General features: G+C 53.5%; 11 protein-coding genes. 7 read left to right on the forward strand and 4 right to left on the reverse strand.

Annotated elements, in window-relative coordinates; all coding sequences use genetic code 11:
* Nucleotides 1-206: 206 nt before the first annotated feature.
* On the forward strand, nt 207-3,011 hold the full coding sequence (locus ACH1XZ_RS02745; protein WP_395594243.1) for a flavocytochrome c: 2,805 nt from the start codon (nt 207-209) through the stop codon (nt 3,009-3,011).
* A 76-nt stretch (nt 3,012-3,087) separates the two neighbouring features.
* Nucleotides 3,088-4,053: an FAD:protein FMN transferase gene (locus ACH1XZ_RS02750; protein WP_395594244.1), complete on the forward strand. Its 966-nt coding sequence runs from the start codon at nt 3,088-3,090 to the stop codon at nt 4,051-4,053.
* Here the strand turns inward: ACH1XZ_RS02750 and dcuR are convergent.
* Nucleotides 4,034-4,753 (reverse strand): two-component system response regulator DcuR, encoded by a 720-nt coding sequence (gene dcuR, locus ACH1XZ_RS02755; protein WP_035895057.1) that lies wholly within the window; start codon nt 4,751-4,753, stop codon nt 4,034-4,036. The genes ACH1XZ_RS02750 and dcuR overlap by 20 nt on opposite strands.
* Entirely contained in the window at nt 4,750-6,360 is a 1,611-nt protein-coding gene (locus ACH1XZ_RS02760; protein ID WP_395594245.1) for a sensor histidine kinase, read from the reverse strand. Before ACH1XZ_RS02760 ends, dcuR begins: the two co-directional genes overlap by 4 nt.
* A 176-nt stretch (nt 6,361-6,536) precedes the next feature.
* On the opposite strand from ACH1XZ_RS02760, the gene ACH1XZ_RS02765 reads away from it, so the two are divergent.
* Nucleotides 6,537-7,433, forward strand: coding sequence for an N-acetylmuramic acid 6-phosphate etherase (locus ACH1XZ_RS02765; protein ID WP_395594246.1), 897 nt, complete (start codon nt 6,537-6,539; stop codon nt 7,431-7,433).
* 52 nt (nt 7,434-7,485) lie between these two features.
* On the opposite strand, the gene ompC is transcribed toward ACH1XZ_RS02765, so the two are convergent.
* The gene (ompC, locus tag ACH1XZ_RS02770; protein ID WP_395594247.1) at nt 7,486-8,670 is read right to left on the reverse strand and encodes a porin OmpC; all 1,185 of its coding nucleotides are present in this window, start codon (nt 8,668-8,670) and stop codon (nt 7,486-7,488) included.
* A gap of 707 nt (nt 8,671-9,377) precedes the next feature.
* Here ompC and drpB point away from each other — a divergent pair.
* Genes drpB through ACH1XZ_RS02790 form a run of 4 tightly spaced genes read left to right on the forward strand, consistent with a single transcriptional unit; the run spans nt 9,378 to nt 12,352 of the window.
* Nucleotides 9,378-9,659 carry a cell division protein DrpB gene (drpB, locus tag ACH1XZ_RS02775; RefSeq protein ID WP_395594248.1) on the forward strand — a complete coding sequence of 94 codons (282 nt, stop codon included), beginning with the start codon at nt 9,378-9,380 and terminating at the stop codon, nt 9,657-9,659.
* A 45-nt stretch (nt 9,660-9,704) separates the two neighbouring features.
* On the forward strand, nt 9,705-10,415 hold the full coding sequence (locus ACH1XZ_RS02780; protein WP_395594249.1) for a phosphohydrolase: 711 nt from the start codon (nt 9,705-9,707) through the stop codon (nt 10,413-10,415).
* Nucleotides 10,416-10,455: 40 nt separating this feature from the next.
* Nucleotides 10,456-11,877 carry a DNA cytosine methyltransferase gene (locus tag ACH1XZ_RS02785; protein WP_395594250.1) on the forward strand — a complete coding sequence of 474 codons (1,422 nt, stop codon included), beginning with the start codon at nt 10,456-10,458 and terminating at the stop codon, nt 11,875-11,877.
* The gene (locus ACH1XZ_RS02790) at nt 11,858-12,352 is read left to right on the forward strand and encodes a very short patch repair endonuclease (RefSeq protein ID WP_395594251.1); all 495 of its coding nucleotides are present in this window, start codon (nt 11,858-11,860) and stop codon (nt 12,350-12,352) included. The genes ACH1XZ_RS02785 and ACH1XZ_RS02790 overlap by 20 nt, the downstream gene beginning before the upstream one ends.
* Here ACH1XZ_RS02790 and yedA read toward each other — a convergent pair.
* Nucleotides 12,327-13,238 (reverse strand): drug/metabolite exporter YedA, encoded by a 912-nt coding sequence (gene yedA / locus ACH1XZ_RS02795; RefSeq protein WP_395594252.1) that lies wholly within the window; start codon nt 13,236-13,238, stop codon nt 12,327-12,329. The genes ACH1XZ_RS02790 and yedA overlap by 26 nt on opposite strands.
* Between the last annotated feature and the right edge of the window lie 42 nt (nt 13,239-13,280).

Here is a 13,280-nt window from a genome sequence, read left to right on the forward strand (position 1 = left end):
TGTGAATAAAACGAAATTAAATTAGTAACACCATGGGGGTATGTGTGTTATTTAAGGGATTAAATAGTTTTATAACTAACGTAATGACTTTAGTAACTAAAATTATCGTTATATTAATACCATGATATCGGCATAACAAATAACTCAAATACAGCCCGATCCCGAATTCTTAAATTTTAATTTTTAAAAGTTTGGAGTTAACCCATATGAACAATCAACATCGCGTACTGAGTTCTTGTACATTACCGAATGGTACCGAGCTTAAAAACCGCCTCTTTATGGCACCGATGACAACCTGTTCAGGTTATTACGATGGTTCCGTCAGCAGCGAGCTGGTGGAGTACTATCGCGCCCGCGCCGGTCTTATCGGTACTATCATCGTAGAATGCTGTTTTGTTGACGATTTAGGTCTGGCTTTCCCGGGCGCGCTCGGCATCGACAGCGATGACAAAATCGCCGGGCTGGCGAAAATCGCTGAGGCCATTAAATCGAAAGGCTCTAAAGCGCTGCTGCAAATCTACCACGGCGGCCGTATGGTCGACCCGAAACTGATTGGCGGGCGCACGCCGGTTGGCCCAAGCGCCGTCGCGGCACCGCGTGATGGTGCAGCAACGCCGGTCGCCCTGACCGCTGACGAAGTGGAGGGGATGATCGGTAAGTTTGGCGACGCCGTACGTCGTGCTATTCAGGCCGGTTTTGATGGCGTCGAGATCCACGGTGCAAACACCTATCTTATCCAACAGTTCTATTCACCAAACTCCAACCAGCGTGACGATGAGTGGGGTGGCAGCCGCGATAATCGCGCGAAGTTCCCGCTGGCGGTGTTAGATATCACCCATAAAATGGTGCGCCAGTATGCGGACGACGCCTTCATCATCGGCTATCGTTTCTCGCCTGAAGAGATGGAAGTGCCGGGGATCCGCTTTGACGACACGATGTATCTGCTGGAAAAACTGGCTGCTCGTGGGCTGGACTATCTGCACTTCTCCGTAGGCGCTTCGCTGCGTTCCTCCATCGTGGACACCACCGACCCGACACCGCTGATTGAAAAATACGTTGCCATGCGTTCCGAAACGTTGGCGCAGGTGCCGGTGATGGGGGTGGGCGGCGTGGTGAACGACAGCGATATCGATAGTGCGATGGAGCACGGCTACGACCTGATTGCGGTGGGTCGCGCCTGTATCGCGTATCCGGACTGGGCGGAACGTATTGCCGACGGCCAGACGCTGGATCTGTTTATCGACAGCACTCAGCGCGAAGCGCTGAACATCCCTGAACCGCTGTGGCGTTTCTCGCTGGTTGAAGCGATGATCCGCGATATGAGCATGTCGGTGTCTAAATTCAAACCGGGTGTGTTCGTTGAAACCGTGCAGGATGAAGCCGGTGAGCTGGTTATCAACGTCAGCCTCGAAACCGACAGAATCGCCGACATTGAACTGACCGGCGGCGTGGATCAGGACGTAGAGTTCGTCACCAGCTTTGAAGAGATTCGCTCACGGATTCTGGATGCGAACACGCCACACGTGGATGCCATTTCCGGGGCAACCAGCCAGAGCGAAGCGGTGAAAAAAGCGGTCTCTAAAGCGATGATAAAATCCAGCAAAGCGCTGGTCGCGGAAGAGGGCGGCGATACCGCTGCACCGAAATCTTATGATGTGGTGGTGGTCGGGAGCGGCGGTGCCGGTCTGGCGGCGGCTATTCAGGCGCACGATGACGGTGCTCGCGTGCTGATCGTTGAGAAAATGCCGACCATTGGCGGCAACACCATTAAAGCGTCCGCCGGGATGAACGCCGCGGAAACGCGCTTCCAGCGGGTAAAAGGCATTCAGGACAGCAAAGAGCTGTTCTATGAAGAGACGCTGAAAGGCGGTAAAAACAAGAATAATCCGGCGCTACTGCGTCGCTTTGTCGAAACGGCCCCGCAGGCTATCGAATGGCTGGCGGATCGCGGCATCATGCTGAACGACATCACCACCACCGGCGGTATGAGTATTGACCGTACGCACCGTCCAAAAGATGGTTCAGCGGTGGGTGGATACCTGATAAGCGGCCTCGTGCGTAACGTCACAAAACGCCAGATTGATGTCATGCTCGACACCTCCGTGGTCGATATTGTCATGGAAGGGGGCGAAGTCGCCGCCGTACGTCTGCTGACCGACGAGCAGGAAACGGTCACCATTCAGACCCGCAGCATTATTGTGGCGACCGGCGGCTTCAGCGCCAACAGCGAAATGGTGGTGAAATACCGCCCTGACCTGGCGGGCTTTGTCACCACTAACCACAAAGGGGCGACCGGTGGCGGTATCGCGCTGCTGGAACGTATTGGCGCAGGCACGGTAGATATGGGCGAAATCCAGATTCACCCAACCGTTGAGCAGAAAACCTCTTATCTGGTTTCTGAATCTATTCGCGGCGGCGGGGCTATTCTGGTGAACCAGAAGGGTAACCGCTTCTTCAACGAGATGGAGACCCGCGATAAAGTATCTGCCGCAATTATTGCGCTGCCTGAGCACTATGCTTACATCGTGTTTGATGAACATGTACGTGTAAAAAACAAAGCGGCGGATGAGTATATTGCGAAAGGGCTGGTCACCAGCGCCAGCACCCCTGCGGAACTGGCGGCGAAACTGGGGCTGGACGCTGAAGCCTTCCAGGCAACGCTGACGCGCTATAACGGTTTTGTGGAAAAACAGGACGACGAAGAGTTTGGTCGTAAAACCGCACTGCGCGCACCATTGAATGAAGGGCCGTACCACGCGATTCAGATTGCGCCGGGCGTACACCACACGATGGGTGGCGTGACCATCAACACTGAAACCTGTGTGCTGAACGTCAACAAACAGGCTATTCCTGGCGCCTATGCTGCCGGTGAAGTGGTTGGTGGTATCCACGGCGGTAACCGTATTGGCGGGAACGCAGTGGTGGATATTATTATCTTTGGTACGCTTGCCGGTCGTCAGGCCGCACAGCGTGCGCAGCAGGTACCCTGGGCGATGCTTGAATCCGCATAATTAACCCATGGCACCCTCCCGTAGCCCGGCCGAGCGTAGCGACGCCGGGTTGTTACCATCAGCAGAGGGGATATCGATGTCAGACAGTACAAGGGTTTATAGCTATTCTGCCATTCTGATGGGGTCACCCATCCTGCTTAAGCTTTTCGCGCATAACGAACCGCTCGCCTCACGCGTTTTCCGCCTTATCAAACAATATGAAGACCTGCTCACCGTCAACCGCGCCCAGTCGCAGGTGATGGATATCAACCATGCGGCGGGTCAGCACCCGGTCGTGGTCAGCGCTCCTGTTTACACCCTCATCAAATGCGCGAAAGCGGCAAGCCTGCTGCCGCAAAGCGCCTTTAACTTCGCCATTGGCCCGCTGGTTAAGCGCTGGCGCATTGGTTTTAAAGGTGACAGCGTGCCACCGGCTGATGAAATTACCCAATTGTTAACGCTGACCAATCCTGAGCAGGTATTGCTGAACGACGACGACATGAGCGTGTTTCTGGCACAACCCGGCATGGAAATCGATCTCGGTGCGATTGCCAAAGGCTTTATTGCCGACCGTGTACGTGACTATCTGCGTCAGGAAGGGGTGGAGCAGGGGTTAATTAATCTTGGCGGTAACGTTCAAACGCTGGGGACGCCGGAAGGGGGCTGGTCAATTGGTTTGAAAAAACCGTTCTCAACCTCTGGCGCGATGATTGGCACCCTGGAAATTGAGAATAAATCGGTGGTGACTTCTGGCGTGTACGAACGCTTTTTCGAACAAAATGGCCAGCTTTATCACCATATTCTTGACCCACGCACGGGGTATCCGCTGGATAATGAGCTCGATAGCGTCACTATCATCAGCGCGGATTCAATCGACGGCGATATCTGGACCACGTTGATGTACGGCATGGGTGTGGAGAAAGGATGCGCGGCGCTGCGGTCGCGCCCGGATATTGAAGCTATTTTTGTCACCAAAAACAAAGAGGTGGTGCTTTCATCGTCCCACCTCTATCGTTTCACGCTGCTGGACCACGATTACCGGCTTACTGACAGTACTGTTTGAGCAGGCCGTATTGCTCGGCCTGAAGGCGATAGCGATAAACCGGGCGGCCGGTAGCGCCATAGTGAATGCTGGTAAACAGAATATTAATTTGTGCCAGCCAGATAAGATATTTACGGCAAGACACGCGTGAGATATTCACCGCCTGGGCCAAATCATCGGTGGAAAATTCGGTCTCCGGGTGAGCATCAATCCACTGGCACAGCGTACGTAGCGTTTGCGGCGTTAATCCCTTCGGCAAGCGCTTGGTATCCGCCAGTTCAGGCGTACCACCGTGCAGCAGACGGTCTACGTCAGCCTGCTCGTAGTAGGCGTGGCTTCCCATCAGCTGCTTTTTCTCGCGCCAGCTCAGCAATGCCTCTTCAAAACGCGGGAACTGGAACGGTTTAATGAGGTAATCCACCACGCCGTAGCGCAGCGATGTTTGTACGGTGGCGGCATCAGAAGCGGATGAAATCATAATGACATCGATAGCGCGGCCCGAATCGCGCACGATGGGCAGCAGATCCAGACCGTTATCCTGCTGCATATAAACATCCAGCAAAATCAGGTCGATAGAGAGCGTGGCATCCTGCACTTTCTCTTTTGCCTGCTGGAGCGTAGAGGCAATGCCGCAGCAGACGAACCCATCGACTCGCTCGATATAGCAGCGGTTAAGGTCGGCCACCATGGCATCATCATCGACTATCAATACATTCATCACGCGCTGTTCCTCTCGCTATCCCAGGGAATTTGTACAAAAAATTGCGTAAACACGCCAGGCTCAGACTCGACGGAAAGGGTGCCGCCAAGATTTTCCGTTTGCTGGCGGGCCAAAAATAGCCCAACGCCTCGATTCTCGCCTTTGGTTGAAAATCCTTTATTAAAGATGGCATCGATGCGATCGGGGGCGATGCCGGGGCCATCATCGCTGACCTCGCCGCTGAGCCATCCATTCTGGTAGTGCAGCAGCAGGCCAATCTCGCCTTCGCCCTGATCCGCCATCGCATCCAGCGCGTTCTCTATCAGGTTACCGAGCACCGTCACCAACACCGCGACCTGCTCTTCATTAGGGTTATCCGGGATCAGACTTTCTTCGGCCAGCGTCAGGGTAACGCCTGCGTCGCTCGCACGGTTAATTTTACCCAACAGAAACCCGGCAATGATCGGTGATTTGATTTTATGCTGCAACATGCCGATATCTGTTTGATAGTTCTGCGCGGTCTGTAGGATATAGCCTTCCAGCTTGTCGTAGCGCTTCATGTGCAGCAGCCCCAGAATCACGTGCAGTTTGTTCATAAACTCGTGGGAGTGGCTGCGAAGGGCGTCAACGTAGTTCACCAGCCCGTCCATACGCTGCATCAGTTGACTGATTTCCGTTTTGTCGCGGAACGTACTAATGGCGCCGATGACCCGCTTATTGTTGAGCACCGGGACGGTGCTGCACAACAGTAGACGCCCGTTACAGCCAATCTCACGATCCTCAATAGGCGTTCCGCTGACTAATACCTCTTTCAGGCTATCCAGCAAAGGGGCGTGCTGCACGGCGCCAAGGGCTGGCGCATCGACGGAAAACAGTATCTGGCGAGCCGTCTGGTTAATGAGCGTCACCCGGCCTTTGCCATCCACCGCAATCACCCCTTCGCGAATCGATTGCAGCATGGCCTGGCGTTGCTCAAATAAGCTGGAGATTTCGTGGGGCTCGAGACCAAAGAGGATATTCTTGAGCACTCGGACCAATCCCCAGACCCCGAGTAGGCCAACAATCGCGCTAAACAGCACAAACCAGACGGCGTTCCAGCGCGCGGCGCTGATTTGCTCATCGACCTTTTGCAGTGAAATGCCCACGATCACGACGCCAATCTGTTGATGCTGGCTGTTATAAATTGGCGTGAAAACGCGCATCGCTTCAGCCAGTACGCCGTGGTTGATGAAGAGGTTCTCTTTACCCTGCAGCGCGGGCTTAAGATCCGCACCGATAAAGTGCTGGCCTATCAAATGTGCATTGGGGTGTGAAAAGCGGACCGCGTCCATATTGGTGATGACGGCATAAAGCAGATCGTTTTGCTGCTGTACCGCGCTGGCGATAGGTTGAATGATGTTGCTGTCAGGCGATTGCGTCAGCCCGCGTTTTATCTCGGGCGAGTTGGCAAGCGTGCGGGCGATGGCAAACGCCGTATCTTCCACGCCTGCGCGTGTGGCTTTGGTTATCTGCACAAAGTAGAAGGCGTAGACCACCAGTAACACGGAGGCAATGACGCTGCAAACCATCAGCGTCACCAGCGTACTGAGCTTCATGGGGCGCTTTGGTTGGGGCTGATTGTGCGGCATGCGGGCGTTAATACCTTTTGTTATCGGAGGTCAAAACACCATTATCGCCGATGTGCCTGATTTCATAAAGCTATCCTCCCTTACAAAACCAAACCTCTCTTTGTGACCATCCTCGCAGAGCAACCCATACAAAACACTTTAGTATTGCTTAAGAACCCATAATAAGGAGTCCGTTTATGAGCATTAAGCTTACCGGTTCAGTCATGGAACGACGCAATTCAACGACGGCTGAGATTGATAGACTGCCTACTCGCGATATGTTGAGCGTTATTAATCAAGAAGATAAACGCATTGCTGATGCGATAACCCCTTGTCTCGACAACATCACCCAATTGATTGATAACGCGGTGGCGACGTTAAGCCACGGCGGGCGCGTGGTGATCGTTGGGGCCGGAGCCTCTGGGCGTAACGCGGTGATCGCGGCGAATGAGTTTTCTCCGGACGACAAGCACCCGGTAATAGGACTGATTGCCGGTGGGGCGTTGGCCATGCTGCATGATATGACCAGCGCAGGGCAGGATTACGATCGCGGGGTACTTGATCTTCAGGCTATCGGGTTCACCGCAAAAGATATGCTGGTGGCGTTAACGGTGAGTGGGAAAACGCCATGGCTGTGGGGCGCTTTACGCCACGCGTGGTCTTTGGGGGCGATGCGGGCAGTGATTACCCGCAATCCGCACAGCGAAGCGACCGACCTTGCCGATATCGTGATTTCGCCACAAACGGGGGCTGAGGTCGTGGCTGGCTACGGCGATCCTAAGGCGATTGCCGCGCAGAAAATGGTGCTCTCTATGCTGACAACCGGGCTGGCTATTCGCAGTGGCCGGGTTTATAGCAATATGCGCGTGGATATCCGTGACACGGATACGCGTATGGCTGAGCGGCAAATTGCGATAGTGATGGAAGCAGGCGGGTGCAGCCGCGCGGTGGCGAAAGCGGCGCTGGAAAGCTGCGATCACCAGTGTAAGACGGCGGTGCTGATGGTGCTTACCGGCCTGGATGCCTGGAAGGCACACGAGCTTCTGGCGCAAAATAATGGCTTTGTGCGGGTGGCGCTACAGGAAGCGCCGTAATTCTGCTCAGAAAGAACAAAGCCCGCATCGCGGGCTTTGTTCCAGATACAGATTAGAACTGATAGGTTAAACCAATGCCGACGATATCATCGGTAGAGATGTTGTTAGCACGGTAGAAGTTGTCGTCGTCCAGCATGTTGATTTTGTAATCAACATAGGTGGAGAAATTCTTGTTGAAGTAGTAATAAGCACCAACGTCAATGTAGTTCACCAGATCTTGATCGGTCAGGTAAGAACCGTGGTTGTTGTGATGAACACCGACGTCAACGCCTTTAGAATAGACCCATGCCAGTGATGGGCGCAGACCGAAATCGAATTGATATTGTGCTGTAATTTCAAAGTCTTGTGTTTTGTTGGCAATACCGTCGTCGCCGAATGGAGTCATGTTGCGAGTTTCCGCATACATCATCGCCAGATAGATATCGTTGGCATCATATTTCGCACCGATGGTCCAGACGTCTGCTTTATCGCCGCCAGCAGCTACGCTGCCGTTTTTACCGTTGCCATAGCGATTTTTAACCTCTGCATAAGCCACCTGATCGTTGGCACGGTCAGAGCTCGCGTAGGCTGCACCCACGCTTAAACCTTGTAATTCCGGAACTGCGTCGCTGAAATCAAAGGTGGTTGACATGCTGTAGCCGTCACCGTTCTGGAAACGAACGTCATTGTGCCCGTTTTTCGTTCCTTCCTGGTTGTTGGAACCACTTTCATTGGCCCCCTGATACTGCAGCGCAAAGTTCCAGCCATCGACCAGACCAAAGAAGTCTGAGTTACGATAAGTGGCGACGCCGTTGGTACGGCCAACCATAAAGTTATCGGTCCAGGTATAGGAGTCGCCACCCTGCACCGGCAGCATATCTGTCCAGCCCTCAATGTCGTATACCGTACCGTAGTTACGGCCGTAATCGAAAGAGCCGAGGTTGGCGAACTTCAGACCGGCGAACGCCAGGCGGTTGAAGGATTTATCACCAGCGCCTTCGGTATCGTTCGCGTAGCTTTTGTATTCCCATTGACCGTAGCCAGTCAGTTCACTGGTAATCTGAGTTTCGCCTTTGAAACCAATTTGTACGTAGGTTTCATCGCCATCATCGCCAGAGTTATCAGAGAAGGTATGACGAGCATCGACCTTCCCGTACAGATCCACTTTATTACCGTCTTTATTATACATTTCTGCCGCATTGACTGCGCCAGCCATAAGTAAAGCAGGAACTAACAGTGCCAGAGCTTTTATTTTCATTATATTTTCCTTTGCATTATTACGCATGTGAATATAAGTAACGCCATCCGGTGTTACTGCGCTGGATAATATAGTGAGAGTTCAATTTATTTTAAAATATAAATGTAATTAAATTATATTAAATATTTCATAATGTTTCTGTTATATTCAATTTTATATGTTTTGATATGTTGTATTTATAATGTACATTGTTTTTATTGGTTTTATTTTCTTTGCTTATAATTTTATGAATTACCATCCGTTAAATAAATGGCTATGCATAAGGCAAAAAAATCCCGACCGTACTGGCATACGATCGGGAAGGTCAAAAACAGCAAATATATTGATGCATAACAAAAGGCTAATAACGAGAAAGATAATGGCATGATTGCCATGAAAAATAAAGATACAGAAAAATACTTTATGTATATTTATTTTGTGAATTTAAAATGGCAGTTATTATAATATTCTTATTATTCAAATATCGTGGTTGACCCCTTCCCTGTAGGGAAGGGGCAAAGGAATCTGCCGCGAATCAACGGTCTCTCTGTGGACGTAGATGTCATCTGACAAAATTGCCGGAGATCAAGCTAACGGTGATTTGTTACCGGTAACGTCGCGCAAAGCTACCTCACATCATTTTAATCGTTATAATGTGACCGATATCACATCAATTGCCAGCGTGATGTCGTGGCAGTGAACATGAATAGCGTAATGAGAGTGTTTTTATGGAAGAGCAAATGGAGCGCGGCCCAGGCGGTAAACTGGCACTGTGGGTGTTTTACGCGTTTTGCGGATACTTTGTCTGGGCGATGGTGCGTTACCTGTGGGTCATCAGCGATGTGCAGAGTATCCCCGGCGCGACGATCGATGGCGAAATAGGGTCAGCCATGGGGAAATGGATTGGCGCGCTGCTAGGCTTTCTGGTGCTTAGCATTGTCGGTGCATTGCTTGGCGGGATAGCCTGGTATACCCGTCCTCGTCGGTTAGAACAGGAAGAGCAGCGTTAATATTGCTATGCTGGGGGTCAATGTACTCTCATCCGCGGTGAAGGAATGGATCTAACAGCATGGCAGCAGGACGTTGAACGTTGGTTTGAAATTCATTATGTCGGTAGCGATGCAGCGCATGATATCGCCCATTTTCGCCGTGTCTGGCGCACTGCCAGGCGCATTGCTGCCGACGATCCCGTCGACCTCACGGTGATATTGCTGGCGAGCTATTTTCACGACCTCGTTAGCCTACCGAAAAACCATCCCGATCGCGCCCGTTCCTCGCAGCTATCGGCGCAGCAAACGCTGCTGATTTTACAACGCGATTTCCCGCATTTTCCCGCTGAACGCTATGGTGCCGTCGCCCACGCCATTGAAGCGCACAGCTTTAGCGCGCGCATCACGCCGACGACCCCAGAGGCCAGAATCGTTCAGGACGCCGACCGACTGGAAGCGCTGGGCGCAATCGGCCTCGCGCGGGTGTTTGCCGTTTCCGGGGCGCTGAACGCGGCGCTGTTTGACGCTGACGATCCCTTCGCTGATAACCGTGAGCTGGACGATAAAACCTACGCCCTCGACCATTTCCAGACCAAGCTGTTGCGACTACCTGAGACCATGCAAACCGAAAAAGGGCGCGAGCTGGCGCAGCATAACGCCGATTTTCTGGCGCACTTTATGGCGAAGCTGAGCGCCGAACTGGCGGGCGATCCGCTCTCTGTTGACGCTCAGGTTCTGCGGAGATTCGCAACGCCAGACTCGAGTAACTTATGGTAACCTCGGGTTTATTTTTCTTTTTCTGTATCTGGTCAAATTTATGCAACAACGAGTCTTATCACATGAGGGCGCATCGTTAGATGCACCGGATGCTCAGACGCTGCTTGAGCATATTCTGGAGATTTACGATCTAAAGACCGTTGTCGCTGAGCTTAGCGCTGTGGGGGAACAGCACTGGAGCCCGGCTATCGTCAAGCGCGTCGTGGCCCTGTCGCGCGCCAATACGCGTCTGAGTGAAAATGAGTGTGCCCATCTGGCCGCTTTGCTACCGCGACCGTCTAAGCATCATCCGAAATATGCGTTTCGCTTTGTCGATCTTTTTGCCGGTATCGGCGGCATTCGTCACGGCTTTGAGGCGATTGGCGGTCAATGCGTGTTCACCAGCGAGTGGAACAAACACGCGGTGCGTACCTACAAAGCGAACTGGTACTGCGACCCGGTAGAGCATCGGTTTAATGCCGATATCCGCGATGTGACGCTGAGCAATCAGCCTGAAGTCAGCGACCGTGAAGCCCAGGAGCATATTCGGGCGTCGATTCCTCAGCACGACGTGCTGCTGGCGGGCTTCCCGTGCCAACCTTTCTCGTTAGCCGGCGTATCAAAAAAGAATGCGATGGGTCGCGCGCACGGCTTTGCCTGTGATACCCAAGGGACGCTATTTTTTGACGTGGTGCGGATTATTGATGCCCGCCGACCGCCTATCTTCGTGCTGGAAAACGTCAAAAACCTGAAGAGCCACGATAACGGCAAAACGTTCCGCATTATTATGCAGACACTGGATGAACTGGGCTATGAAGTCTCCGATGCCGCGGATATGGGCGCAAATGACCCGAAAATAATAGATGGTCAGCACTTCCTGCCGCAGCACCGCGAGCGCATTGTGCTGGTCGGTTTCCGTCGTGATTTAGGGCTGCACGAAGGTTTTACCCTGCGTGATATTCCGTCGCTCTATCCGGCTCAGCGCCCGACCTTTGGCGAACTGCTGGAGCCAAGTGTTAACCCCAAATTTATCCTCACCCCGGTACTGTGGAAATATCTCTATCGCTATGCGCGCAAGCATCAGGAGAAAGGCAACGGTTTTGGCTACGGGCTGGTTGATCCGACAAAGGCCAGCAGCGTGGCGCGAACGCTGTCGGCGCGCTATTACAAAGATGGCGCCGAAATCCTTATCGACCGAGGCTGGGATCTCGCACTGGGGGAGAAGCACTTTGACGACCCGCAAAATCAGCTGCATCGCCCGCGTCGCCTGACGCCGCGAGAGTGCGCTCGCCTGATGGGCTTTGAATCACCGCAGGGCTATCGTTTTCGTATTCCGGTGTCGGATACCCAGGCGTACCGGCAGTTTGGCAACTCGGTGATTGTGCCGGTGTTTGCCGCCGTTGCGCGCCTATTACAGTCGCGTATTTTGCAGGCGGTTGCGCTGCGCGATTCGGAAACCGGCGATGGCGGACGTTCACGATAAGGCCACCCGCAGTAAAAATATGCGCGCCATCGGCGCGCAGAATACCGCGATTGAAAAACGAATGGCGGTACTGCTGGACGGCCTGGGTCTTCACTGGCTCGCGCAGGACACGCGCCTGCCGGGCCGCCCGGACTTTACCCTCGACGACTACCGCTGCGTCATCTTCACGCATGGCTGCTTCTGGCATCACCACGATTGCTATCTGTTCAAGGTGCCCGCGACGCGCACCGATTTCTGGCTGAGTAAAATTGGCGCGAACGTCGCACGCGATGAGCGGGATATCCGCCAGCTGATGGCATCAGGCTGGCGCGTGCTGGTGGTGTGGGAGTGTGCACTACGAGGGCGGGAGAAGCTCACGGATCTTGCGCTAAGCGAGCGGCTGGAAGAGTGGATCTGCGGCGGCGAGGGCAGCGCGCAGATCGGTATTCACGGAATTTCCTGCCTGAGATTTATTTCTCCGTCGGACAAGGAATAGCGGTGGCTTTTGCCGGGAAGAGGTATTTTCCCAACGTTACCAGCACGACCGCAGCGATGATAATCGCCAGCGCGACCCATTCGGTGCCGGAGAGGTGCTCACCGTTAAAGCCGGTACCTAACAGCACCGCAACGACCGGGTTCACGTAGGCATAGCTGGTGGCGACAGCGGGCGTGACGTTGCGAATCAGGTACATATAGGCGTTAATGGCGATAATTGAGCCGAAGATGGCGAGATAACCTACCGCCAGGAAACCGTGCAGGCTGGGGAGGGTTGTCAAACGCTCGCCGCTAAACAGCGACGCCGCCATCAGGACAATCCCGGCGGCCAGCATTTCGATGGCACCGGCCATCATGCCGGTGGGCAGTTCAATGCGTGAACCGTACACCGAGCCAAATGCCCAGCTCAGTGAACCAATCAGGATCATCAGCGCGCCCCATGGGTTGCCGCTCAGGTTGCCGCCGCTGTTGAGCAGCACAATGCCCGCGAGGCCAATCGCAATCCCCAACCACTCCAGTTTACGCGTGGCGATACCAAAGAAGCGGCTGAAACAGAGCGTAAACAGGGGAACGGTCGCCACCATGACGGCGGCGATACCGGAAGGCACGTTCTGGTGTTCGGCAACGGTCACCATGCCGTTACCGACGGCTAGCAGTAGTACGCCAATAATAGCCGCATTGATCAGGGGTTTTCGCGCTGGCAAACGGTGGCCGGTTGCCAGCAAAAATATCATCAACACCACGCCCGCCGAGAGGAAGCGAATGCCTGCCATCATTAAAGGGGGCCAGCTGGCGACGCCGATGCTAATGGCAAAATAGGTTGAACCCCAGATGATGTACAGCGCGAACAGCGCGCCAATCAGGGGTAACAGTTGTTTAATACGCATACTTCCTCACGGCAAAATAGCAAGCAGGCAGATAGTAAACGC

The sequence above is a fragment of the Kluyvera chengduensis genome, assembly GCF_044197065.1.
In the GTDB taxonomy this organism is placed as follows: Bacteria; Pseudomonadota; Gammaproteobacteria; order Enterobacterales; family Enterobacteriaceae; genus Kluyvera; species Kluyvera ascorbata_C.